We start from the raw sequence: 24,336 nt of genomic DNA, 5'->3' as shown, positions 1-24,336 counted from the left end.
ATGCTGTGTATACCTGTCGTGTAGAGCACATGACCTCGGCTTCTACGACTCCAGCGTCTTGCGGTAGCGCTCCTCCAGGTCCGCCCAGCCGTAGTTCAGCGCGTCCCTGCCGCGCACCGGCGGGTGCGGCGTGCCGTCGAGGCCGAGCTCCATGACCCGCACGCACTGGTGCCAGCCGGCCGCGATCTTCGAGACCATCCCGCGGTCGGCCATGGTGTGCCACAGGGTCAGGCGGGTGGCGTCACCGGCCGCCCCCAGCTCCCACCGCAGCAGGTCGTCTCCCCAGGTGTACTCGAGCAGGCGCGGCGCCTCCGCGGCGCGCACCTCGGCCGGCAGCGGTACCACCGCCTCCCCGTCGATCATCGACAGCGTCGCCGGCCCGGGGTGCCCCAGGTCCCGGTCGGCGGTGAATGGCGCCCAGCGGGCCAGTTCGCCGGGCTCGGTGAGCATCCGCCAGACGCGCTGCGGCGAGTGGCGCAGGTCGCGGACGAAACGCAGCGTCCAGCGACCGTCCTCGGTTGCGGTGTAGCCGACCTCCGCGGCCGGTCCGGGATCGAACATGACCCCACTATATGCCTCTGACGGCATATAAGCGCAAACGAACTCCTCCATCCGTAGGAGCGTTTGTGCCAACCACGGCGCCGAAATGTGGCCGAGGCCACAATCGTTCCGTTTTGTCCGACTAGCGCGGCTTGTCGGTCGCTAGGTTCTCCAGAACGCGCGGCAATCACCCGGGAATCACCCGCTTTTTGTGGATCCCGCTTCTTTGTGGATACCGCGCGCCCCCCTTGACCCCGACCGACGAGGAGTGCTGTGCGTCTGCCCGCTTTCCTGCAGTCCCGAAAGGGCCGCCTTGCCGCGGTCGCCGCGATCGTGGCGGTGCCCGCAGTCGTCCTGCCGATCGTCTTCTCCGGAGGCGACGAGCACGGCCTGCCCGTCGGCGCTGGGGCCGACACGGCCTACGCCTTCCCGGTTACCCCGGACCACATCCCGGACACGCCCGTGCGCGTGAACCAGGTCGGCTACCTGCCGGACGGCCCGAAGCGCGCGACCGTCATCTCGGACTCGTCCCAGCCGCTGCCGTGGCAGCTCAAGGACAACGCCGGCAAGGTGGTCGCGTCCGGCGAGTCGCAGCCCAGGGGCATGGACCCCAGCTCGGGCCAGAACACCCACGTCGTGGACTTCAGCTCGTACCGCGGGACCGGGCACACCTACACGCTCGAGGTCGACGGCAAGGCGAGCCTGCCGTTCGACCTGGACCCGAAGGCCTACCAGCAGCTGGGCGTCGACGCGCTCTCCTTCTACTACCCGCAGCGCAGCGGCATCGCCATCGACGGCAAGATCGCGCCCGGCTACGCCCGCAAGGCCGGCCACGTGGCGGAGAGCCCGGGCGGCGGCGACAGCAAGGTGCCGTGCCAGCCGGGCGTGTGCGACTACACCCTGGACGTCACCGGCGGCTGGTACGACGCCGGCGACCACGGCAAGTACGTCGTCAACGGCGGCATCTCGGTCGCCCAGCTGATGAGCTCCTACGAGCGCTCGCCGAAGGCGGCCGAGGCCCGCGGCCTGCGCGTGCCCGAGCACGGCGGCAAGACCCCCGACGTGCTCGCCGAGGCCCGCTGGGAGCTCGACTTCCTGACCAAGATGCAGGTCCCGGCCGGGCAGCCGCTGGCCGGCATGGCCCACCACAAGATCGCCGACGCGGCCTGGACCGGCCTGCCGACCGACCCGGCGGCCGACACCCAGCAGCGGCAGCTGCACGCCCCGTCGACCGCGGCCACGCTGAACCTGGCCGCCGCGGCCGCACAGGGGGCCCGGGTCTTCGAACCGTACGACAAGCAGTACGCGGAGAAGCTGCTGAACGTGGCGAAGACGGCGTACGCGGCGGCGCAGGCGCACCCGACGATGTACGCGTCGTCCTCCGACTCCACCGGCAGCGGCGCCTACGACGACTCCAACGTGAGCGACGAGTTCTACTGGGCCGCGGCGGAGCTGTACATCACCACCGGCGACAAGCAGTACGGCGCCGACGTGACCGCCTCGCCGCTGCACAAGGCCGACGTGTTCGACCGCGCCTTCGACTGGCAGAACACCGCGGCCCTCGGCCGGCTGGACCTCGCGACCGTGAAGAACCAGCTCGCCGACCGCGACCGCGTCCGCCAGTCCGTGGTCGACGGGGCCGACCGGTTCCTCAAGACCATGGACGGGCAGGCGTACGGGCAGCCGTACGCGCCCGAGGGCGGCTACGACTGGGCCTCCAACAGCCAGATGCTCAACAACCTCGCCGTCGTCGGCACCGCGTTCGACATCACCGGCAAGGCGAAGTACCGCGACGGCGTCGCCGGCGGCATGGACTACATCCTCGGCCGCAACGCGCTGAACCAGTCCTACGTCACCGGCTACGGCGAGAAGGCCTCCAAGAACCAGCACAGCCGCTGGTACGCGCACCAGCTCGACCCGAAGCTGCCGAACCCGCCGCGCGGCACCCTGGCCGGCGGACCGAACTCGCAGCTGCAGGACGAGGTCGCCAGCGCCGCGCTGCGCGGCTGCAAGCCGCAGCTGTGCTACATGGACGACATCCAGTCGTGGTCGACGAACGAGCTGACCATCAACTGGAACGCGTCCCTGGCGTGGGTCTCGACCTTCGTCGCGGACAACGCGTAACGTCGTCGCGGACAATGCGTAGCTTCGTCGCGGACAACGCGTAACGAGCTAGACGAACGGATGGGGCGGCCATTGGTCGCCCCATTCGGCGTCTCGGGCCGCCTTGTACAGCGGCCCTTCCCGCTTGGGCACCAGCAGCGGCCCGACCGTCGTGGCGGGCCGGCAGACCTGCAGCGTGACCAGGCCCTTGCGAAACGCCGGGTGGCGCACGACCCGGCCCACGGCGTTCGGCACCGGTTCCCTGGTGGCGGCGACGAAGCTGTACTTCTCGTCCTCGTAGCCCAGGCTCGCGTCCTTGAGCCGCCGGTGCAGCGCCGACCGGTTGACCCGGGCCGCGAAGTGGCACCAGTCCCGGCCCTGCATGCCGCAAGCGAGCTGGTGCGGGCAGGGGGCGGCGACGTGCCAGCCGGCGGCGATCAGGACCTCGCGGGCGTCGAGGATCCGGCGGTACCCCTGCGGCGTCCCCGGCTCGACGAGCACCACGGCCTTGCGCGCGGCCGCCCGCGCCTGCTCGACCAGGGTGGCCCGGCCCTGCTCGTCCAGCTCGGTGAGCACGTAGGAGGCGGTGACCAGGTCGGCCTCGGGGACCGGCTCGCCCAGCCGCCACTCCTGCCAGGCGAAGCTCTCGGCGGCGGCGATGCGCCGGCCGAGCCGCAGCGCCTCCGGCACCTGGTCGAGCACGGTCGACTCGATGCGCCCGAACACGTCGCGGGCGGCCCACGCCCCCGCGCCCGTGCCGCCGCCGAGGTCGACGTGGCTGCTCAGCCCCAGCGGCGGCAGCTGCCCGAAGGCGGCCGCGATCGCGGCGTGCGTGGCCGGCATGCGGTAGGCCGCGTACGCGGTGGCGTCGACCATGTCGCGCAGCAGCGGCTCGTCGGCCGGGGCGCCGCCGCGGTACTCGGTGATGAGGCGGCGCACCGACTCGGCGACGCGGGCCGGCGGCACGTCGCGCAGCACCTCGTCGAGCGCCTCGCGCAGCTCAGGCACGACGCCAGCCCCAGCGCAGCACCAGCAGCGTGGCCACCCCGGCGGTGACGATCGCGGCGAGGTTGATCAGCAGCTGCAGGGCGGAGCCGCCGGCCTCGTGCGGCACGCCGTAGGCGAGCGCGACGGCCGCGTTGGCCGCCGCGGGCACCGTGGTCACCGAGATGAGCACGCCGATCAGCGGGCCCGCCTTCGACGAGGTCAGCGAGAGCATCCCGGCGATGCCGGCGAAGAACCCGACCACCCAGGACAGGGCGTCGGGGCGCCAGATGAAGTCGGTCAGCGGGCGCTCGCTCAACAGCATGCCCTTGTTTACCAGGCCCAGCGCGTCCAGGCCCCAGGTGGTCAGCACGGTGACGACCACGGCGAGCGGGAAGCCGACGGCCAGCGCGAGCAGCGCCCGGCGCACCGCGTGGGGCCGGCGCCGCACGATGCCCACGCACAGCGAGGCGAGCGGCCCGAACTCGGGCCCGACCACCATCGCGCCGACGATGAGGATCGGCTGGTCCAGCAGCACGCCGATACCGGCGATGACGGTCGCGATCGCGAGCATGGCCAGGAACGTCGCCGACAGCTCCGTCTCCTGGCCGGTCTTGTGCTCGATCTCGTCCCACACGACCGCGTCGCCGGACAGCCCGGGCGCGGCGTCGGCGGCCCGCTCGGCCGAGCGCGACAGGGACACGTCGACGTTCTCGATGGCGATCGAGCCGCGCTCGTGGATGCCCAGCCCTTGCAGCGCGGACAGCACGGGGCTGCCCGCCTCCCGCACGACGTCGGCCAGCACCAGGTCGCCGGCCGGCTCCCGGGCCGCCCCGGGCAGCACGACGACGTTCGTGGCCCCGGCCTCCCTGGTCAGCAGCCCGACGACCCGCTCGGTGTCCCCGGGCGGGCTGATCACCCTCAGATGCAGCACGGGTCCATCATCGCTGGTCCCGGAAACCGGCGAACGCCGCCTCCAGGGTGCCCTCGCCGTGGGTCAGGCCGGGCAGGGCCCGCTCCAGCGCGGCGAGCCGGGCCGACGGGACCCGTCCGGTCACCCGGAAGCGGTGGCCGTCGAGCTGCGGAGTTTCGGTGGTCGCGTGGTACCGCGGGAGCTCGCCCAGCATCGTGGACAGCGCCGCCGCCGGGCCCTCGACGGTGAAGCTGTGCACGGGCGCGCACACCACCGTGCCGGCCTCGGTCAGCGCCCGCCGCAGCAGCAGCGGGACCAGGCGCTTGAAGTCGCCGGCCGTGGTGCTCGGGGCGCTGTAGCCGCAGCGCGTCACCGTGACCCGCGCCCCTTCGACGTCCCAGCCGTGCGGGCCGCCGCGGGCGAAGGCGTCGCGCACGTACCGCTGGAGGGCCTGGTGGAACGCCGTGGTGGACTTGTAGACGTACAACGGGATGTGCTCCACCGGCACGGCGAGGTGCACCCCCTCGCCCGGTTCGAGCAGCAGCTCCAGGGTGGCCGTGCACGGGTTGCCGTCGCGGCCGATGACGGCCCCGGCGCGGGCGGTGCCGGCGGGCCGCTCGACGTGGACGGTGACCGTCTCGCCGAAGGTGACCCGGAGGTCGTACTCCCCGAGCAGCGTGTCACGGATGACCTCCTTCTGGATTTCGCCGTACAGCGAGACCGACAGCCGGCCGGCCTCCTCGTCCAGGCGGAGGTTGATGAGCGGGTCCTGCTCGGCGAGCTCGCTCAGCGCGGCGTGCAGGCGGCGCCGCTGCCCGGCGTCGACCGGCTCGACGGTCGTCTCCATGGTGGGTGGGGCGAATATCTGCGGCTCCGCCCGGTGCCCGGCGCCGATGGTGTCGCCGATCCGCAGGCCCTTGAGACCGTAGACGCGTCCGATCTGCCCGGCCGCCAGGGAATCGGGGACGACCCTGGTGACCTTCTGCCGGCCGATCTGGTCGCGGACCTGGATCCGGCCGCTGAAGACCCGGACGTGTGCCGCGTGATCACGGTCGATCTTGAACACGGTGGCGCGCAGGGGCGCCCGGGCGTCCTGCTGGGCCTTCGGGAGATGCTCGGTGATGGCCGCGGTCAGCTCGGCGATGCCCTCGCCCGTGATCGCCGAGCCGCGGTACGCCGGGCGGACGGCGGCGCTGTGCGTGAGCCGCCGAAGGACGGCGGGCGGGATCGGTTCGCCGGCCAGGTAGGCGGCGAGGGCCTCGTCGTCGCGCTCGGCGAGGGCCTCCGCGTGGTCGTGCCACATCGGGACCGCGGACGGGATCGGGGCGATCGCCCGGTCCGGGTCGGCGCCCGTGCGATCCGTCTTGTTCACGAACAGCAGGGCGGGCACGCGCAGGCGGTCGAGGGTGCGCAGCAGCACGCGGGTCTGGGCCTGCACGCCCTCGACCGCGGAGAGCACCAGGACGGCGCCGTCGAGCACCCGCAGGGCGCGCTCGACCTCGGCGATGAAGTCCGGGTGGCCGGGCGTGTCGATGAGGTTGACCGTCGTCGCGCCGATCGCGAACGTGGCGACGGCCGACTTGATGGTGATGCCGCGGCGGCGCTCCAGCTCCAGCGTGTCGGTCTGGGTGCTGCCGGCGTCGACGCTGCCGAGTCGGTCGATGGCGCCGGCCTCGAAGAGGAGGCGCTCGGTGAGGCTGGTCTTACCGGCGTCGACGTGCGCGACGATGCCGAGATTGAGGATGCTCAAGACGTGTCTGGTCCTTCGCGGGCGAGGTGGGCAACGGCCGGGACGTGACACGTGCGCGCATGACCGCTCCTCGATTCGCGAATGGACCTGGTGCCTGACTGTACCGCGGGACTTTTTGTCGTACCCCCTAGTTACGCTGTCGCCGACCCCCTCAGCAGAGAAAGGTGCCGGCCGATGCCGCAGACGACGTATCTGGAGCTGTCCGAGGACACCGGGAGCGCGCACAAGTTCTACGAGGTCACCGTCGACGGCAACCAGATGACGGTCCGCTACGGCCGCATCGGCGACGGCGGTCAGTCGAAGACCACGACGTACGCCGACGGGACCAAGGCGCAGGCCGACGCGGCGAAGAAGATCGGCGAGAAGGTGCGCAAGGGCTACGCGCCGGCGATCCCCGGCCAGCGGGCGCCGCGCTCGGTCACCCGGCGCGTGATCGTGAGCCAGCGCTCGACGGCGAAGACGGCGCCGGTGCTGTGGAAGTACCGCTCGGGCGCCCCGGCCTTCGGCATCTTCATCGACAAGGACGTCTGCATGGTCGGCAACGAGTCCGGCACCATCACGGTGCTGGGCCACGACGCCACCGTGCAACGCCAGTTCCAGCTGCCCGACGGCGTGAAGTGCATCGTCGCCGACGACGCCTGGATCTACGCCGGCTGCGACGACGGCAACGTCTACGACCTGTCCGGCAAGGTCCCGCGCCTGGCCTACGCCATCGCCCCCGACATCGACATCTACTGGCTGGACATCCACGACGGCATCCTGGGCGTCTCCGACGCCAAGGGCGGCGTGTGCAGCATCGACCACGAGGACGAGTTCCTGTGGCGCCGCCAGGGCCGCGGCGCCGCCGGCTGGATGGTCCGCTGCGACGCCAACGCCGTCCACCACGGCCACAGCCGCGGCGTGACCTCCTACGACTGGCGCACCGGCGACGAGCTGTGGCACCGCCAGACCACCGGCGCCGTCCTCTTCGGCTGGCAGGAGTCCGACGCCCTCTACGCCGGCATGTCCGCCAACTCCGTCCTGCAGTTCGCGAAGTCCGGCCAGCCCGGCGTCACGTACCGCTGCGACGACACCATCTTCTCCTGCGCCACCGCCCCCGACGGCCGCTACGTCTTCGCCGGCGACCACCGCTCCTCGGTCTACTGCTTCGCCGCCGACGGCACCCGCCTGTGGAAGCTCGGCACGGGCTGCGGCAGCGCCTACTCGATGCAGTACCACGACGAGAAGCTCTACATCGTCACCACCGACGGCTCCCTGGCCTGCATCGACGCCAGCGAGACGGCCGTGCGCGCGGCCGAGAGCGGCGTCGTCCCGGAGTTCGTCGACGTCAAGGCCCCGACCCAGATGCACCGCGCCACCCCCTCCACCACCGTCGAGGAGGCCACCGACCCGTCGGAGGGCGTCGTCGTGGAATGCGTGGCCGAGGGCTCCCGCCTGCGCATCCGCGTCATCTCCCCCGGCTACAACAGCGACTGGCAGGTCCAGTTCCCCAAGGGCATCCGCGAGCCCGGCGCCCGCTACCTGGTAACGGAAATCCGCGAAGCCGCCCGCGGCGGCTTCTACCGCGCCTTGGGCGACGTCAAGCGCCTGGTCTGACCCCTGGTCCGCCCGCTGAGCCACCTCCGCCGCACCAGCGCCCCGGCCCGGCCCGGGCTGACTCCCCGGGCCGAGCCCTGGCCCTGGCCCGGGCTGCGGGTTGGGCCGGTTCGCGGGCTTGCGCCGGGCTGCGGGTTGGGCCGGTTCGCGGGCTCGCGCCGGGTTGCGGCCGGTGCCCGTTACCTGGTCACGGAGGTCTGCGAGGTCGCCCGCGGCGGCTTCTACCGCGCCTTGGGCGACATCAAGCGCCTGGTCTGGCGGTCTGCCCGCACCGCCGCCTCCTTCGCACCAGCGCCCCGGTCCGGGCTGACTCCCCGGGCCGGGGGCCTGGCCCGGGCTGCGGTTTCCGGGCGCTGACACGGCCCGACTAGCGAACCACGCCGCAACCGCACCACTCTGACGCACCATGCGGGCGTCCGATCATCGGCACGTCCGCGCGCAGGGTGTCCGCACTCGCCACCGCCCTCCGTCGCGAGCGGAGCACGGCATGGGCGTGCGCCATTTGACATTATGCGGTGTCGTTCGGGGCGGCGATTTCGGCTGGGTGCTGGGATAATCGAATACATGGGGCAGCTGCAATTGTTCACCAGGACTGAATTGGCTGCCATGCGCGATCGGACAAGGTCGCGTCGCTATTGTCCGGCGAAGGAGCAGTTCCGCAAGGAGCATGAGCGGCATCGCGCCTGGGGATTGGCCAGACGCCACGCCGAGCGGCTGCGCCGTGTACACGGTGACACCCCGCCGCCGGCTGTCGACCAGCAGGACGCCTCGGCGCGCGAACCGGCGCCGCCCGCGCCGCCACCAGTCACGGCGCCTGAGCAGGCCGGACACCCCGCGAACGACAGCCTTTCGCATGACGGTGATCCCGTGCCGCACGACGTCGCGCAGCCTGACCCCGTCCCGAAGCGCCGTGGCACACGCGCACCATTGCTGCGCAGGCCAGCCGGTGCGGAAACACGCGCAACGGTGACCAGTAATACGCGGCGACCGACGCATTGCCGTCGTCGTTCGACAATGCCATACGCACCCCGACGTCATTTCATCCAAGCTCCCCGAAGGGCGGCATCAGACAACTGTTATCCCAATGGGCCGCCGGCGCCAATTCCCCGGACCCCTCGACAACGGTGGCCCGCAACAATGACCCGAATCGGCAGAGTCGCGAGCCGGTCATGTGCCGTCAGCCACGCTGGGCCACACCTCCGTGTCGGCGGGGCGCCAGATGACTCGGGTCGGTGGGGTGAGTTCGACCCGCATCGCGTCTGCCCCTCGCGAAAACTCTTCCGGCCGGGATGTCGAGGGCGTGTGATCGGTGCCGACCCTTGTGCGAGACCGGGAAACAGGCGAGGCGGAGGAGCGAACCATGCGGAAGATCATCTACTGGGTGCACACGTCGGTGGACGGGTTCGTCGACGGGCCTGGCGGGGAGTTTGACTGGCCGGTTATGGGGCCGGAGCTGTCGGCGTACTCCGAGGGCCTCGACCGGCGGGTTGACACGTTGTTGTTCGGGCGGCCGGTGTGGCAGATGATGGTCGGGTTCTGGCCGAATGCCGAGGCGATCTCCGACGATCCGCACGTCGCCTCGTTCGCGCCCTTCTGGCGGGCGACCCCGAAGATCGTATTCTCCCGCAGCTACCCGGGCGACGAGTGGACCGACCGTGTCATCCGTGATGACCTGGGCGCTGAGGTCGCCGCGCTGAAGGCGCAGGCCGGGGCCGATCTGCTGCTGACCGGGGGTGCGAACCTCGCCGCCGCGCTGACCGAGCTGGGGCTCATCGACGAATATCACGTTGCCGTACACCCGGTGGTCCTCGGTGGTGGGCGGAGGCTGTTCGCCGAGCCGAAGCGGCGCCTCAACCTGCGGGCCGTCGAGTCCCGCACCGTCGATGGGCAGGTCGTCGTGACCAGCTACCGGCCCGCCGGATGAGCGGTTGTCGAGTCCCGGACCGTCGATGGGCAGGTCGTCGTGACCAGCTACCGGCCCGCCGGATGAGCGGTTGTCGAGTCCCGGACCGTCGATGGGCAGGTCGTCGTGACCAGCTACCGGCCCGCCGGATGAGCGGTTGGCGCCCGACGCGATGGCGGTGCGCGGCCAGGGGGCGGGATGGGTTGCGGGGGCATGGTCTACTTGCGCCATGACTTGGGTGCGGCCCGTTGGCATCGGGTTCCTCGTGCTGGCCGTGCTGGCCGCCATCGCGGTGCGGGTGGAGATCGGGCACGAGACGACCTCGTGGGTGCTGGCCGTCGTCTACGGCGTGCTCGGGTTCATCGCGGCGGTCGTCGGTGGGGGCCTGGTCTTCCTCGCCGGGCGGCTGGATCGCCGGCGGTAGCGGGCCTCAGTCGTACTCGTCGTAGCTCTCGTGCCGGGCGCTGACGCTCGCGGCGGTGAGCCAGTCGTGGAAGCGCTTGTGCACGTCGATCGAGTGCTCGTCCGGCCGGATGTTGAGGCTGGCGCGGAGGGCTTCGACCGGGGGCTCGTCGCCGAGTAGGCGGGGCAGGTCGGCGGCGGGCACGATCGACCACTGGTGGTAGAGGGCGACCATCTCGCCGATCATCAGGGCGACCCAGTAGCCGCTGTCCCTGGTGTACAGGATCAGGTCGCCCTCGCGGGTCAGCTGGGCCTCGCCGTAGGAGTAGTAGCTGTCCTTGGCCTTGCCGAAGTTGCGGGACTCGAACAGCCGCTCGCGGCGGACCACGCCGTGCTCCGGCATCCGGTTGAGCATGGTCATGGCGAGGATTCAACCACCTGCAACCGGGCCAGGATGGCCCGCACGCGGGTCTCGGCGGCGCGGCTGCCGCTCGGGCGGTGGGCCGCGGAGGCGCGCAGGGCGGCCCGCCGGGCGGCGGCGTGGTCGCCCCGGCTGAGCTCGATCTCGGCGACGGTGGCCAGGGCGTGGCTCTGCAGCAGGCGGAAGCCGCCGCGCTCGGCCCTGCGCAGGGCGTCCCGGGCCCGGTCCAGGGCGGCGTCGAGGCGGTCGAGCTCGTGCAGCGCGCCGGCCAGGCCGATCTCGGCGGCGGCCCGGTGGTGGGCCGCGCCGACGTCGGAGACGAGGGCGAAGGCCTCCGAGTACAGCTCGACCGCGCGGCCGGGGCGGCCCAGGGCGCGGTGGGCGTCGGCCAGGGCGATGAGCGCCTGGGCGGTGCCGTAGCTGCCCTCCAGTTCGCGGGCGGTGGCGACGGCGGCGGTGGCCAGGTCCATGGCGCGGCCCGGGTGGCCGAGGTCGGCCTGGACGGTGGCCAGCAGGGACAGGATCGTCGTCTCGTGCAGGCGGTCGCCGACGTCGCGGCACAGGGTGAGGGCCTGCTCGGCCAGGCCGAGGGCGTCGGCGAGGCGGCCCATCGCGTGGTACGTCCCGGCCAGCGACGACAGTAGGTACGCCGTGCTGCGCGAGCCCTCGCCGAGGGTCTCGGCCATGCGCAGGCTCTCGTCGAAGCACTCCATGGCCTCGGCCAGGCGGCCGGTGATGTGGTGGTGGTGGCCGAGGGAGTCCAGGAACGCGACGAGCAGGAGGGTGGAGCCGTGCTCGCGGGCCAGGGCGATCGCCTTGGTGTGCTGCTCCAGCGCGTCGCCGGGGCGGCCCAGCTCGTCGTAGAAGATGCCGAGGTTGTTGCGGGCGCAGGCGAGGCCCTCGAACCAGCCGCCGGCCTCGGCCAGGCGGACCGCGCTGCGCAGGGACTGCACCGCCTCGTCGTGCCGGCACAGCCACTGGTTGGCGTGGGCCAGGCTGATGAGCATCGCGGCCTGGCCGTCGACGTCGCCGTAGACCTCGGCGGCGGTCAGGCCCGCCCGGCTGGCGACCAGCCAGCCGAAGAGGTGGCCGGCCTGGGAGAGGTAGCCGCGCAGGGCGTCGGCCAGCAGCCAGGCCATCTCCGGGTAGCCGTCGGCGACGGCGTGGCGGACCGCGGCGAGCAGGTTGGGGCGCTCGGCGTCGAGCCAGGCGCGGGCCTGCGCGGTGCCGCAGAACTCGGTGGCTGGGGCCTTCCCGGCGTACGGCAGCCGCACCAGCTGCGGGTAGAGCTGCCGCGCGGCGGCGTCGACCGTGCCGAGGTACCAGTCGTAGGCGCGCCGCAGGGCGGTGGTGCGCTCCTCGGCCCGGTCGTCGGTGGTGGTCCGGGCGCGGGCGTAGAAGCGCAGCAGGTCGTGGAACGTGAACCGGTCCGGGGCGGACTCGACCACCAGGTGGGCCGCGGCGAGCCGGTCGAGCAGGCTGTCGGCCTCCGCGCCCGGCAGGCCGGCCAGGGCACCGGCCGCGGCGGCGGTGAAGTCGTTGCCGGGGGCCAGGCCGAGCAGCCGGAACAGGCGCTGGGCGTCGGCCGGCACGCTGCGGTACGACACCTCCAGCGCGCTGAGCACCGCCCGCTCGCCGTCCACGGCCAGCGCGGTCAGCGGGTCGGCCGCGCGCAGCTGGGCCACGTGCGCGGCCAGGCCGCGGTGCGGGTGGTTGATGAGGTCGGCGGCGCTGATGCGCAGGGCCAGCGGCAGGTACGCGCAGGCCGCGGCGAGCTCGGCGGCCGCCTCCGGCTCGGCCGCCACCCGGTCGGCTCCGAGCATCTCGCTGAGCAGCGCCCGGGCCTGCTCCGGCGGCAGGATGTCGAGCGTGATCCGGCGGGCGCCGTCGTGCGCGACGAGGCCGGTGAGCCGGTCCCGGCTGGTGATGACGACCAGGCAGCCCTGGCCGCCGGGCAGCAGCGGGCGGACCTGCTCGACCGAGCGGGCGTTGTCCAGGAACAGCAGCACCCGGCGGGTGGCCAGCATGGAGCGGTACAGCGCGGAGGCCGCCCCGACGTCGTCGGGCACCCGGTCCTCGCGCACCCCGAGCGAGCGCAGCAGCGCGCCGAGGGCCTCGATCGGCGGCACCGGCCGGTCGCAGGAGGCGTAGCCGTGCAGGTTCACGTAGAGCTGGCCGTCGGGGAAGCGGCCCGAGACCCGGTGCGCCCAGTGCACGGCCAGCGCGGTCTTGCCCACGCCCGCGGTGCCCGCGATCGCGGTCACCACGACCGGCCCGCCGCCGCTGGTCGCCTCCGGGAGCATCGCGTCGAGGCGGTGCAGCTCGGCGTCCCGCCCGACGAACCCCGCCACGTCCGCCGGTAGCTCGGCCGGGGTGGGCGGCCGGGCCGGCACCCCGAGCGACGGCTGCGGTGCCGGCACGGGCGCGGCCGCCGCAACCGCCGCGGGGGTGGGCCCGAGGTCACGGAGGATGCGGCCGTGCAGCTGCTGCAGCTGGGCGCCCGGCTCCAGGCCGAACGAGTCCCGCAGGGTCCGGCGCAGCTGCTCGTAGGAGTCCAGGGCGGCGACCCGGCGGCCCTCGCGGTGCAGCGCCGTCATGAGCTGCCCGCGCAGCCGCTCGCGCAGCGGGTGCTCGGCCACGAGCTGGGTCAGCTCGGCGATGCGCTCGTGGTGGCGCCCCGCGGCCAGCTCGACCTCCATCAGCTCCTCGGTGGCGGTCAGGCGCAGTTCGTCGAGCGGGTCGGTGACCCGCCGGCGTAACCAGGGGCCGGCCACGTCGGCCAGCGCCGGGCCGCGCCACAGCCGCAGCGCGGTGCGCAGGAACGCGGCCGCCCGGTCCGGGTGCTCGGCCGAGCGGCCCCGGGCCACCAGCATCCGGAACCGCGCCACGTCCACCTGCTCGGCGGCGACCTCGAGGGCGTAGCTGTCGCCCTTGGTCACCAGCCGCACCCCGTGCGCGGCCGCGTCGGCGGCGTTGAGGTGCCCGCGCAGCCGGGCCACCACCACGTGCAGCGCGGCGCGCGGATCCGGCGGCGGCTCGCCCTCCCAGATCAGCTCGGCCAGCCGCTCGTTGTGGATGGGCCGACCGCCCTCCAGCAGCAGCAACGCCAGCAGACAGCGCTCCTGGCGCCAGCCGAGCTTGATCGGGCGGCCGGCCACGTCCGCTTCGACTGCGCCGAGTAACCGAAACTGCACGATCGAACACTATCGCTGGATCGCAAGGCGTGGCGGGTCGAGATCGTTCGAAAATCGTGAATGACCCGGGCCGCAAGGGAACCGCAAGGGGTTCCGGCACCGCGCCGCAACCGGCCCGCAGGGACGCGCCCCGAGACTGACCGCCATGCGGACGTATCAGCTGTCCGACGGGCCCAACGAGCCGGTCGGGGACGTGGACGTGTTCCGGTGGGACGGCTATGAGCGCGCGGGCGCCATGCCGTTCCGGGCGATGTGGTACCGCGTGCCGGCCGGCGGTGTGAGCCCTGCCGACCAGCACCCGGAGCTGGAGCTGTCGATCGTGGTCAGCGGCGACGCGGCGGTGTCGGTCGACGGCGCCGAGCCGGTCGAGGTGCGGCAGGGCGACGCGTTCCTGCTCGAGGCGGGGGAGCGGCACGTGGTGCACAACCGCCGGCCCGACCAGCCGCTGGTCGTCTTCAGCGCTTACTGGTTCGAAAAGGAGAACGAGCATGGCTGAGCCGGAGCCGATGGTTGACGTGGTGTCCATTCCGCCGCCGACCGCGAACGGCCCGCTGCACGTCGGGCATCTCTCGGGGCCGTACCTCGCGGCCGACTTCGCCGCCCGGGCCGCCCGGGCCCGGGGCGAGCACGTGCTGGCCATGGCCGGCGTCGACGTGCACCAGAACTACGTGCTGACCCGGGCCGAGCTCGACGGCGTCGACGTGGACAAGATGGTCGACGGCTACCGCGACGACATCGTCGAGGCGTTCCGCCGGGCCCGCATCGGCTACGACGCCTTCGTCGACCCGCGGGCCGAGGGCTACGCGCCGGCGATGGCCGGCATGGTGGCCCGGCTGGTCGAGCGCGGCGCCCTGCCGCTGCGCGAGCTGGTGCTGCACCGCTGCGCCGGCTGCGCCCGCACCCTGCACCACTCCTACGTCGAGGGCCTGTGCGGCGCCTGCGGCCACGAGGCCTGCGGCGGCGGCTGCGAGGGCTGCGGCGGGTTCACCTCGGCCCAGACCATGGTCGAGGTGCGCTGCGCCCGCTGCGGCGGCGCCCCGGTGCCGTTCACCGCCACTATTCCCGTGCTCGACCTGGAGCGGCACCGGCCCGCCCTGCAGTCGCTGTGGCTGCGCGCGGAGCTGCCGGTCGACGTGCGGGCCCTGATCGGCACGGCCCTGCAGGGGGAGCTGCCGGCGATCCCGGCCGCGTACCCGACCGACTGGGGCGTGCCCGGCACCGGCCCGATCGACGGCATGCGCGTCGACGTCTACGTCGAGGTCTGCCTCAACCTGGTCCGCGGGGTCGCCCACGCGCTGCAGCCCGGGGTGGAGGAGGACCCGGCCGCCTACGCCGACGTGTGGCGGCGGCGGGTGCGCGGCATGTGGAACTTCTACGGCATCGACAACGCCTACTTCTACGGCATCATGTGGCCGGCCCTGCTCGCCTCGGCCGGCGTCGACCTCGGCGGGCTGGCCGGCATGAGCGTGGTGAACCGGTTCTTCACCCTCGACGGCTTCAAGTTCTCCACCAGCCGCAACCACGCCATCTGGGCCAACGACCTGCTCGCCGACGCCGACCCGGCGATCGTGCGGCTGTTCCTGGCGTTCAACCGGCCCGACCGGGTCGGCAGCGACTTCACCCGGGAGTCCTTCGAGGCCTTCGCCGCCTACGTCCAGCCGCTGCTGGAAGGGGCCACCCGCCCGCACGCGCTGCCGCCGGAGCTGGTCGAGGCCGAGCGGCGGCGCGGGGAGCTGGCGCTGCGCTACACCGACTTCGACGCGCCGCTGGCCGCCCGGGCGCTGCTGGCCCTGCTGGCCGTGGGCGGGGACGCCGGCGCGACGTTACGGTCCGTGCTCACCGGCGGCGCGTGATGCGGGTCGGCATCCTCGGCGCCGGGATCGCCGGCACGACCCTGGCCTGGCGCCTGGCCGGCGCCGGGGTCCGGGTCGAGCTGGCCACCGGCCCGCCCGGGCTCGCGGGCGCGACCGCGGTCTCCGGCGGCGCGGTGCGCTCCTACGACCCGGACCCCGTGCAGCGGGCCCTGGCGACGCAGAGCCTGGCCGAGCTGCGCGGCAGCCCGAGCCTGCTGGAGTGGTCGCGCTTCCGGCCGATGCCGACGGTCCTGGTCGGGGAGCCCGGCCCACTCGGCGCCGACGACCTGCGCAAGCTCGGCTGGGCCGGCCTCGCGCCGGACACCACGGGCGTGCGGGACGACACCGGCGGGCGCATCGACGTCGCCGCGCTGCGCGACGCACTGCTGCGCGACCTCGCGGGCTGCGCCGCAGCGACCATCGGCCAGCGGCTCAGCGGCGAGCCGGACGTGCTCGTCTACGCGGCCGGCGCCTGGACCCCGGCCCTGCTGGCGAAGGCCGGACTGTCCACGTTGGACCTGAAGGTCAAGGCGATCCGGTACACCGTGCACCGGCTGCTCGGCCCGCCCCCGCCGATCTTCTCCGACGGCCCGCTCTACGGCATCCCGCTCGGCGACGGCCGGCTCATCGCGGGCGTGGCCACCGACGAGTGGGGCGTCGCGCCCGGCGCCCCGCCCGCGCGCCCACCGGCCGACGCCGCCCGGCTGCTGCGCGACCGGCTGCCGGGCCTGCGCCTCGGCCCGCCGCTGGGCCGCGCCGACGCCACCGACTGCTACGCAGACCCGCCGGTCCTCGCCCTGCGGGAGATCCCCGGCACGGGCGGACGCATCCACGCGTTCACCGGCGGCTCCGGCGGGGCGGCCAAGACCGTGCTCGCCGCCGCCGCTCGCGCCGCCGACCAACTCAACCACCACACCCAGGAGGAAGCGCGTGCAACCCACTGAGCTGCCCACCTATCACACCGTCGGGATCGGGGCCGGACCGGCCAACCTGAGCCTCGCCGCGCTGCTGCCGGCCGCCGGCCTCGGCCCGGTCGCCCTCTTCGACCGCCAGCCCGGCCCGGCCTGGCACCCGGCGCTGCTGAGCCCCGGCGTGCGGATGCAGACGTCGTGGATGAAGGACCTCGTCTCGCTCGTCGACCCGCAGCACCCCCTGACGTTCATGAACTACCTGGTCACCACCGGCCGGCTGTTCGCGCTGCTGAACGCCCAGTTCGACACCATCCCGCGGCTGGAGTACGTGCGGTACCTCACCTGGGCCGCCCGCCGCATCGAGGGCATCCACTACGGCACCGACGTCGAGCGGATCACCTACACCGACGACGGCTTCGAGCTCTTCGCCGGCGGCCGGCCGATCGCCCGGGCCCAGCACGTGTCGATCGGCGTCGGCACCCGCGCCTCCCGCCCCGCGTGGATGGACGGCCTGCCGGACACCGCGCTCATCGCCGACGACCTCGGCTGGCGTATCGACGCCATGAAGGCCGCCGAGGGGGCCCTGGACGCGCCGGTCGCCGTGGTCGGCGGCGGGCAGACCGGCCTCGAGTGCGTGCTCAAGCTGCTGCACGCGGGCTTCACCGACGTGCGCTGGCTGGGCCGCCGGCAGTGGTTCCAGACCATCGACGACTCGCCGGTGGCCAACGAGTTCTACCGCCCGGCCCACGGCCAGTTCCTGCAGCAGCTCAGCCGGGGCACCCGGCGGCGGCTGGTGGTCGAGCAGGGCCCGACCGGCGACGCGCTGACCCCCGGCGCGCTGCGGGTGCTGTACCAGAGCAACTACGACCGCATGCTCGACCTCGACCGGTTCCCGGCGGTGCTGTACCCCGGCCGCGACGTCGTCTCCGTCACCGCCGACGGAGACGGCGACGGCGGGGAGCTGGTCATGCGCTGCGAGACCCCGGGCGGCCGGGAGGAGCACCGGGCGCGGTACGTCGTCGTCGCCGTCGGCCGCGAGGCGAGCCCGGTCCCGTTCGACGACGACCTGGCGGAGCGGGTGGAGTACGACGACGACGGCGACATGCTCATCGAGCCCGACTACTCGCTGCGGTGGAAGGGGATGAACGGCCACCGCATCTTCGTGCTCAACCGGGCCCGGTACAGCCACGGCGTGCCGGACGCGAACCTGACCCTGCTGCCGGTGCGGGCGGCGACCGTCATCAACGCCATGGCCGGCCGCCAGGTCTTCAACGTCATCGACGACCTCTGCCCGGTGCGGTGGATCGCATGAGTAGCTACGAGGGGCTGGTCGTGCAGCCCGAGGAGCCCAACGGCGCCGTCGGGCGCTACCACCAGGACGGCTCGCTGGTGTGGGCCGAGTTCGAGGGCGGCCCGGTGCGCTCCGGGCGTCTGGTCGGCACGTGCGGGCCCGACGGCGTCATCAGCGCCGCCTACTGCCAGGTCATGGCCGACGGGGCGGTGGTCGCCGGCACCTGCGTCAGCACCCCCGACCGGCTCGCCGACGGCCGGCTGCGGCTCACCGAGCGCTGGCGGCGGGCCGACGGCGCGGTCGGCATCTCGCGCATCGAGGAAGTGGCGGCATGACCACTATGGCGAAGCCGCTGCTCCTGCTGGTCGGCACCGGTATGCGCGACTACCGGCAGTACCTGCTGGAGTCCATCTCCCCGTACTTCCGCCTGCACCTGCTCAGCCCGTCCGCCCCGACCTGGGAGCCGCCGTACCTCTTCGGCGCCACGCAGGTGCCCGACCTCGCCGACGTCGACGCGCTCACCCTGGCCGGCAAGGCGGTCGAGGACGTGGCCGGCGTGCTGTGCTGGGACGAGGCGCTCATCCTGCCCGCCGCCCACCTGGCGGCGGCGCTGGGCGTGCCCCGCCCGAGCGTGGCCGCGGTCGCCGCCTGCCGGGACAAGCACACCACCCGGTCGGCCCTCGCCGCGGCCGGCGTCCCGCAGCCCGAGTCGGTCCTGGTCGGCTCGCTCGAGGAGGCCCTCGCCGCGGCCGAAGGCATCGGCTACCCGGTCGTGCTCAAGCCCCGCGCGCTGGCCGCCAGCCTCGGCGTGGTCCGCGCCGACGGGCCGTCCGACGTCGAGCGGCACTTCGCCTTCGCCCGCGACACCACCGTCCCCGGAGCCCCGTCCTACGAGGTCTCGGTGCTCGTCGAGCAGTACGCCGACGGCCCGGAGATCAGCGTCGACTCGGTCGTGCACGACGGCGTGCTGACCCCGGTGGTCCTGGCCCGCAAGGAGGTCGGCTACGAGCCCTACTTCGAGGAGCTCGGGCACATCGTCGACGGCGCCGACCCGCTGCTCGGCGACGAGGGGCTCCGGCAGGTACTGCAGCGGGCCCACGACGCCATCGGCCTGCGCGACGGCTTCACGCACACCGAGGTGCGCCTGACCGCGGACGCCCCGCTCGTCATCGAGATCAACGCGCGGCTCGGCGGCGGGCTCATCCCGCACCTGGGCACCCTGGCCACGGGCGTCGACCCGGGCCCGGCCGCCGCGGCGGCCGCCTGCGGGCTCCCGCCGGAGGTGGAGCGGGACCGTTCGCGCGTCGCCGGCATCCGGTTCTTCTACGCCGACGCCGACGACACCACCGTCGAGTCGATCGCGTTCGACGCCGAGGCCCTGCCGCCGGCGATCGCCAAGGCCGTGACCCTCGTCAAGCCCGGGGCCGTCGTCTCGCCGCCGCCGAAGGGCACCACCTTCGGCCGGCTCGCGTTCGCCATCGCGGTCGCGGAGACGGCCGCCGAGTGCCGCGCCGCGCTCGACGGGGCCGGCGCCGCGTTGCGGGTGAACACGTGACCGCGGCCGTCGCCACCGCGGAGGAGCACGCCGAGGCGGGCGTCCTCGCCACGTTGCGGGCCACGTCCGCGCCGGTGCGGGCGCTGCTCGTCGGCGTGCTGGTGAACCGGCTGGGGACGTTCTTCCAGGCGTACCTCGTGCTGTTCCTCACCACGCGCGGGTTCTCCTCGGCCCAGGCCGGGTGGGCGCTCGGCGTCTACGGGGCCGGCACGATCGGCGGGCTGATCGTCGGCGGGGCCCTCGCGGACCGGCTCGGGCCGCGCCGGACCACGCTGGTGAGCATGGCCGGCTCGGCCGTGCTGCTGCCGACCGTGCTGTACCTGCACCAGTACGCCGCCATCCTGGTCGTCGTCGCGCTCGTCGGGCTGACCACCCAGCTCTTCCGGCCGGCCGCCTCGGCGATGCTCGCGTCGCACACCGCCCGGCACCGCCGCGTGATGATCTTCGCGGTGTACCGGCTGGTGCAGAACATCGGGGCGACCACCGCCCCGCTGGTCGGCGCGCTGCTCGTCGCGGTCTCCTACACGCTGCTGTACTGGGTGGAGGCCGGCTCGACCGCGGTCTTCGCGCTCGTGGCCGTGTTCCTGTTCCCGCGCAAGCGCGACGGGGCCAAGGCCGAGGCGTCGGTCCGCGGCGGCTACGGCGCGATGCTGGCCGACCGGCGCTACGTGCTCTTCCTCGGCGCCATGTTCCTCAACATCTTCGTCTACGTGCAGTACATCGCCGTGCTGCCGCTGGCCATGCGCGCCGAGGGGCTGGCCACCGGCTGGTACGCGGCCATGCTCGCGCTCAACGGCCTCATGGTGGTCGCGTTCGAGCTGCTCGTCACCAAGGTCACCCAGCGCCGGGCGCCTCGCTACGTGGCCGCGGCCGGGTTCCTGCTGCTCGGCCTGGGCCAGGCGCTGTACGGCTTCGGCTGGGGCGTGGTCGCGTTCGTGGCCGGCACCGTGCTGTGGTCGCTCGCCGAGCTGGTCGGCGGCCCGACGATGTTCGCCTACCCGGCCCTGGCCGCCCCGGAGGAGCTGCTGGGTCGCTACCAGGGCGCGGCCCAGGCCATGTTCGGCCTCGGCACCGTGCTCGGCCCGATCTGCGGCGTCGCGCTGTGGCTGGCGCTCGGCCCGCCGGTGTGGTGGCTCTTCGGCGCCGCCAGCCTGCTCGGCCTGGTCGTGGCCTGGACCTCGATGCGCAACACCCAACCGGCAGCGAAGGAGAGCGCCAATGCCTGAGCAGTATGCGGTCCTCGTGGAGCCGATCTCCACCGGGCAGGAGTACGCCGAGGCCTTCCGGGCCGAGGGTCTGACCCCCATCGCCGTCATGACCTCCGAGCAGGCGGTCCCCGCGTTCGCGCACACCTGGCACCCGGAGAACTTCGCCAAGGTGCACGTCCTCGGGGAGCGCAGCGTCGCCGAGCTGGCGGAGGAGCTGCGGCAGTACGACCCCCGATGGCTCGTCCCGGGATCGGAGGTGGGCGTCGAGCTGTGCGACGCGCTCACCGGGATCCTGTGCCCGGACAGCGGCAACGACCCGCGGACCACGCTGGACCGGCGGGACAAGTGGCACATGGCGAAGGCCCTCGAGCGGGCCGGGCTGCCGCACCTGCGCCAGCACTGCTCGGCCGACCGGGACGAGCTGGACGCCTGGATCGCCGAGCAGGGCCTGGCCGGCGGGCGGTTCGTGGTCAAGCCGCCGAAGTCCGCGGCCACCGACGACGTGCACCTCATCCGGCCCGGCGAGGACTGGCACCCGGTCTTCGACCGGATCCTGGGCAAGATCAACTATGGCGGGCTGCGCAACGAGGCCGTGCTGGTGCAGGAGTACGCCGAGGGCACCGAGTTCCTCATCGACACGTACTCGGTCGACGGCCGGCACGGGCTGGTCGACGTGTGCCGCTACGCCAAGGCCCGCCGCGACGACCGGATCGGCATCTACGAGCGGGTGCAGTTCCTGGCCCCGGACGACCCCGACGTCGAGGAGATCCGGCCGTACGTCTTCGCCGTCCTCGACGCCCTGGGCGTACGCAACGGCTGCGGGCACAGCGAGGTCATGCTCACCAAGCACGGCCCGCGGCTGATGGAGGTCGGGGCCCGCCCGGCCGGCGGCGGCCACCAGATGATCACCCGGATGGCCACGGGCGACAGCCAGATCGCCCGGACGATCGCCCACCGGCTGCACGGGCAGTTCCGCCCCGGCTACGAGCTGCGCCAGCACCTGTCGGCGGTCTTCATCTCCTCGCCCGCAGCCGGGATCTGGCGCAACGGCGACATCTTCGACGGCGTCGACGCGCTGCCGTCCTTCATTGCCAAGCACTTCCCGTTCGGCACCGGCGACCCGGTGCCGGCCAGCGACGACCTGGTGACCTTCCTGGCCTGGGTCATCCTGGCCGGCCCCGACGCGGACCAGATCGAGGCCGACTACCAGCACATCCGGGCCATCGAGAGCCGGATCGACATCGAGAGGGTGCCGTCGTGAACTCGATTACCGAGGCGTACCTGGACGCGGTCGCCGCCGGGCGCATCCCGGAGGACGAGCTGGTCAAGGCGCTCGGCGGCGCCGGGCTCAACCAGACGTACTACGAGAACGGCCACCTGCCCCGCCCGCTGTTCCTGTCGAGAGCCGAGCGGGAGGGGCTCGACGCCGACCTGCGCGTGCTGCACGCCGCCCTCACCAGCCTGCCGGACCGGCTCTTCGACGGCGACGCGGCCGCCTTCGCCGCCGCGGTCGGCGCGCAGGGCCCGCAGATCGACGCCGCGCGGGCGGCCAAGGGGCAGGTCACCCGGCTGGCCCGGGCCGACCTCTACGCCGACGCCGAGGGCTTCAAGCTGCTCGAGCTCAACGTGACCGGCGCGGTCGGCGGGCTGGAGAACGCGCGGCTCAACGAGGCGTACCTGGAGAGCCCGGCCTTCGCCCAGTTCGCCGCCGACCACGACCTCGGCCACGTCGATACCCTGATGGCGCTGGCCGAGACCCTCGGCGACGAGACGGGCACGGCCGGCCGGCAGCCGCTGGTCGGCATCGTGGACTGGCCGGACAGCTACCCGCACCTCGAGGTCCAGCTGCGCCGCAACGCCGAGCTGCTCGGCGAGCGCGGGGTGGAGGCCGTCGTCGGGCACGTCGGGATGCTGGAGTACCGCGACGGCGGCGTCTGGATGCACGGCCGCCGCCTCGACGTGGTGTACCGCCTGTTCCTGGTCGAGTCGCTGCTGCGCCCGGGCGGCGCCGAACTGCTGGCCCCCGTGCTGGCGGCGGCCGCCCGCGGCGAGGTCGCCATGTTCACCCCGATCGCCTCCGAACTCTACGGCAGCAAGACGGCCCTGGCGCTGCTCTCCGACGAGCGGCACCGGGACCGGTTCTCCGCCGCCGAGCTGGACGTCATCGACCGGGTGCTGCCGTGGACGCGGCGGCTGCGGGCCGGCCCGGTCACCGTCGACGGCGAGCGGGCCGACCTGCTCGACTACGCGCTGCGCGACCGGGAGCGGCTGGTCGTCAAGGCGACCATGCTGCACGGCGGGCACGGCTTCGTGGCCGGCTGGCTGGTCGGGCCGGACGAGTGGGAGCGGGAGCTGCGCCGGGCCGAGGGCGGCCCGTTCGTGCTCCAGCGCCGGGTGGTGCCCGAGCCGGAGCTCATGCCGGACCCGCACACGGCCACGTGGGGCGTGTTCCTCACCGGGCGCGGCTACGCCGGGACGTTCGTGCGGGCCGTCCCCGGGCGGGACGCGGGCGTGGTCGCCTACACCGGCGGCGCGCTAGCCGGCTGCGTCTTCCACGAGCGCTGACGTCGCCTTGCGCAGGGCGGCGACCGGGTCGAGGTACGCGGCGGCGACGAGGGCGATCCACTGGTACACGGCGTCCTCGTTGTCCGCCAGCGGCCCGGGCACGTAGTGCGGGGAGGACAGGCCGCGCTGCACCGACTCGCAGGCCGCCCAGTCCTGCCGGTTGGTGAGGTCCCAGAAGTCGACCGCGTAGGCCGGGTCGACGTCGGGGTCGGGGAAGTACCAGGTGCACTCGATGTCGGTGCGGTCCGGCGCCACCGGGGTGAGCCGGTGGGTCATGACGTAGTCGGGGTGCGCCGAGACGAGCAGGTTCGGGAACAGCGCCACGTAGAGGATGGTGCGCCGGGGCGCCCCGGCGATGAACCGGCCCGGGCCGCGGCCGTCGAACGACATCGTCTCGGCGTGCTCGCGCAGGTCCATCGTGCCGCCCACCCAGGCGCCCGGCATCGTCCAGTTGTCGCCCGAGGTGGGCGGCGAGACCCGGCACAGCTCGGGGTGGATGAGCGGGCAGTGGTAGCACTCCTGGTAGTTCTCGACCACGACCTTCCAGTTGGCCGCGATCCGGTAGTCGTGCCGGGCGGCCTTCCGGAGACTGCCGAAGTCGTACGGCGCGAGCAGCCCGTCCAGCGCACCGGTGTACGACTCGATGGGCGGCGCCGGGTGCCCGGCGTTGACCAGCAGCCACCCGTGCCACTCGGCGACGGGCAGCTCGACCAGGCCGAGCCCGCCGGTGTCGGCCTCGGCGAGGTGCGGCGCGGTGGCGAGGGAGCCGTCGAGGCGGAAGGCCCAGCCGTGGTACGGGCACACGGCCGACGGGCGGTCCGCGGCCTCGCCGTCGGCCAGCAGCTCGTGGCCGCGGTGCCGGCACACGTTGGCGAAGGCCCGCGGCGCCCCGCGCTCGCCGAAGGTGAGCAGCACGCCGACGTCACCGGCGGTGACCGCGCGCTGGGTGCAGCCCTCCCGCAGCTCGTCGAGGCGCCCCACGCACGTCCAGGAGCCGGCGAAGAGGTGGCGGCGCTCCCAGGCGAGCACGGCCGGGTCGGTGTACGCGGCCGCCGGCAGCGTCCGGGACGCCCCGAACGGCCGCAGCGCCGCCTCGACCGCGTGAGGGTCGAGCGGCGCCGCAGGGATGTCCGTCATACCTCTAGAG

General features: G+C 73.4%; 20 protein-coding genes. 13 read left to right on the top strand and 7 right to left on the bottom strand.

All coding sequences use genetic code 11. The features are described 5' to 3' along the window. Nucleotides 1-42: 42 nt before the first annotated feature. Entirely contained in the window at nucleotides 43-561 is a 519-nt protein-coding gene (locus tag ABD352_RS14030; protein WP_344612764.1) for an SRPBCC family protein, read from the bottom strand. Between the two features lie 252 nt (nucleotides 562-813). On the opposite strand from ABD352_RS14030, the gene ABD352_RS14025 reads away from it, so the two are divergent. Next, nucleotides 814-2,664, top strand: coding sequence for a glycoside hydrolase family 9 protein (locus ABD352_RS14025; RefSeq protein WP_344612763.1), 1,851 nt, complete (start codon nucleotides 814-816; stop codon nucleotides 2,662-2,664). Between the two features lie 48 nt (nucleotides 2,665-2,712). Here ABD352_RS14025 and ABD352_RS14020 read toward each other — a convergent pair whose 3' ends face one another. Genes ABD352_RS14020 through ABD352_RS14010 form a run of 3 tightly spaced genes read right to left on the bottom strand, consistent with a single transcriptional unit; the run spans nucleotide 2,713 to nucleotide 6,290 of the window. Continuing rightward, nucleotides 2,713-3,651 (bottom strand): small ribosomal subunit Rsm22 family protein, encoded by a 939-nt coding sequence (locus ABD352_RS14020; protein WP_344612762.1) that lies wholly within the window; start codon nucleotides 3,649-3,651, stop codon nucleotides 2,713-2,715. Continuing rightward, nucleotides 3,644-4,561 carry a DUF389 domain-containing protein gene (locus ABD352_RS14015; protein WP_344612761.1) on the bottom strand — a complete coding sequence of 306 codons (918 nt, stop codon included), beginning with the start codon at nucleotides 4,559-4,561 and terminating at the stop codon, nucleotides 3,644-3,646. The genes ABD352_RS14020 and ABD352_RS14015 overlap by 8 nt, the downstream gene beginning before the upstream one ends. Before the next feature lie 7 nt (nucleotides 4,562-4,568). Continuing rightward, nucleotides 4,569-6,290: a GTP-binding protein gene (locus ABD352_RS14010; RefSeq protein ID WP_344612760.1), complete on the bottom strand. Its 1,722-nt coding sequence runs from the start codon at nucleotides 6,288-6,290 to the stop codon at nucleotides 4,569-4,571. Nucleotides 6,291-6,464: 174 nt separating this feature from the next. On the opposite strand from ABD352_RS14010, the gene ABD352_RS14005 reads away from it, so the two are divergent. The 3 genes from ABD352_RS14005 to ABD352_RS13995 all read left to right on the top strand — a co-directional run bounded on the left by ABD352_RS14005 (nucleotide 6,465) and on the right by ABD352_RS13995 (nucleotide 10,213). Further along, on the top strand, nucleotides 6,465-7,886 hold the full coding sequence (locus ABD352_RS14005; RefSeq protein WP_344612759.1) for a WGR domain-containing protein: 1,422 nt from the start codon (nucleotides 6,465-6,467) through the stop codon (nucleotides 7,884-7,886). A 1,360-nt stretch (nucleotides 7,887-9,246) separates the two neighbouring features. Next, the gene (locus tag ABD352_RS14000) at nucleotides 9,247-9,810 is read left to right on the top strand and encodes a dihydrofolate reductase family protein (protein ID WP_344612758.1); all 564 of its coding nucleotides are present in this window, start codon (nucleotides 9,247-9,249) and stop codon (nucleotides 9,808-9,810) included. A gap of 208 nt (nucleotides 9,811-10,018) precedes the next feature. Next, complete coding sequence (locus ABD352_RS13995; protein ID WP_344612757.1) at nucleotides 10,019-10,213, top strand: hypothetical protein; 195 nt, start codon at nucleotides 10,019-10,021, stop codon at nucleotides 10,211-10,213. Nucleotides 10,214-10,219: 6 nt separating this feature from the next. Here the strand turns inward: ABD352_RS13995 and ABD352_RS13990 are convergent, their stop codons facing one another. Beyond that, complete coding sequence (locus ABD352_RS13990; RefSeq protein WP_344612756.1) at nucleotides 10,220-10,612, bottom strand: hypothetical protein; 393 nt, start codon at nucleotides 10,610-10,612, stop codon at nucleotides 10,220-10,222. Next, on the bottom strand, nucleotides 10,609-13,806 hold the full coding sequence (locus tag ABD352_RS13985) for an AfsR/SARP family transcriptional regulator (protein ID WP_344612755.1): 3,198 nt from the start codon (nucleotides 13,804-13,806) through the stop codon (nucleotides 10,609-10,611). Before ABD352_RS13985 ends, ABD352_RS13990 begins: the two co-directional genes overlap by 4 nt. A 145-nt stretch (nucleotides 13,807-13,951) precedes the next feature. Here ABD352_RS13985 and ABD352_RS13980 point away from each other — a divergent pair, with 145 nt between their 5' ends. Genes ABD352_RS13980 through ABD352_RS13940 form a run of 9 tightly spaced genes read left to right on the top strand, consistent with a single transcriptional unit; the run spans nucleotide 13,952 to nucleotide 23,189 of the window. Further along, complete coding sequence (locus ABD352_RS13980) at nucleotides 13,952-14,302, top strand: cupin domain-containing protein (RefSeq protein ID WP_344612754.1); 351 nt, start codon at nucleotides 13,952-13,954, stop codon at nucleotides 14,300-14,302. Then, entirely contained in the window at nucleotides 14,295-15,659 is a 1,365-nt protein-coding gene (locus tag ABD352_RS13975) for a class I tRNA ligase family protein (RefSeq protein ID WP_344612753.1), read from the top strand. Before ABD352_RS13980 ends, ABD352_RS13975 begins: the two co-directional genes overlap by 8 nt. Then, nucleotides 15,659-16,603 carry an NAD(P)/FAD-dependent oxidoreductase gene (locus ABD352_RS13970; protein ID WP_344612917.1) on the top strand — a complete coding sequence of 315 codons (945 nt, stop codon included), beginning with the start codon at nucleotides 15,659-15,661 and terminating at the stop codon, nucleotides 16,601-16,603. The genes ABD352_RS13975 and ABD352_RS13970 overlap by 1 nt, the downstream gene beginning before the upstream one ends. Then, on the top strand, nucleotides 16,590-17,882 hold the full coding sequence (locus ABD352_RS13965) for a SidA/IucD/PvdA family monooxygenase (RefSeq protein WP_344612752.1): 1,293 nt from the start codon (nucleotides 16,590-16,592) through the stop codon (nucleotides 17,880-17,882). Before ABD352_RS13970 ends, ABD352_RS13965 begins: the two co-directional genes overlap by 14 nt. Further along, nucleotides 17,879-18,196 carry an avidin-fold protein gene (locus tag ABD352_RS13960; RefSeq protein WP_344612751.1) on the top strand — a complete coding sequence of 106 codons (318 nt, stop codon included), beginning with the start codon at nucleotides 17,879-17,881 and terminating at the stop codon, nucleotides 18,194-18,196. Before ABD352_RS13965 ends, ABD352_RS13960 begins: the two co-directional genes overlap by 4 nt. After that, the gene (locus ABD352_RS13955; protein ID WP_344612750.1) at nucleotides 18,193-19,416 is read left to right on the top strand and encodes an ATP-grasp domain-containing protein; all 1,224 of its coding nucleotides are present in this window, start codon (nucleotides 18,193-18,195) and stop codon (nucleotides 19,414-19,416) included. Before ABD352_RS13960 ends, ABD352_RS13955 begins: the two co-directional genes overlap by 4 nt. Then, the gene (locus ABD352_RS13950; RefSeq protein ID WP_344612749.1) at nucleotides 19,413-20,642 is read left to right on the top strand and encodes an MFS transporter; all 1,230 of its coding nucleotides are present in this window, start codon (nucleotides 19,413-19,415) and stop codon (nucleotides 20,640-20,642) included. Before ABD352_RS13955 ends, ABD352_RS13950 begins: the two co-directional genes overlap by 4 nt. Beyond that, nucleotides 20,635-21,885, top strand: coding sequence for an ATP-grasp domain-containing protein (locus ABD352_RS13945; protein ID WP_344612748.1), 1,251 nt, complete (start codon nucleotides 20,635-20,637; stop codon nucleotides 21,883-21,885). Before ABD352_RS13950 ends, ABD352_RS13945 begins: the two co-directional genes overlap by 8 nt. Continuing rightward, nucleotides 21,882-23,189 carry a hypothetical protein gene (locus tag ABD352_RS13940; RefSeq protein WP_344612747.1) on the top strand — a complete coding sequence of 436 codons (1,308 nt, stop codon included), beginning with the start codon at nucleotides 21,882-21,884 and terminating at the stop codon, nucleotides 23,187-23,189. Before ABD352_RS13945 ends, ABD352_RS13940 begins: the two co-directional genes overlap by 4 nt. Here ABD352_RS13940 and ABD352_RS13935 read toward each other — a convergent pair. Then, entirely contained in the window at nucleotides 23,160-24,326 is a 1,167-nt protein-coding gene (locus ABD352_RS13935; RefSeq protein ID WP_344612746.1) for an aromatic ring-hydroxylating oxygenase subunit alpha, read from the bottom strand. The genes ABD352_RS13940 and ABD352_RS13935 overlap by 30 nt on opposite strands. Nucleotides 24,327-24,336 lie beyond the last annotated feature (10 nt).

The sequence above is a fragment of the Dactylosporangium salmoneum genome (assembly GCF_039532525.1).
GTDB classification, from domain to species: domain Bacteria; phylum Actinomycetota; class Actinomycetes; order Mycobacteriales; family Micromonosporaceae; genus Dactylosporangium; species Dactylosporangium salmoneum.
The sequence above is the reverse complement of the archived record's forward strand: the minus strand, read 5'-3'. Positions and strand labels throughout refer to the sequence as shown.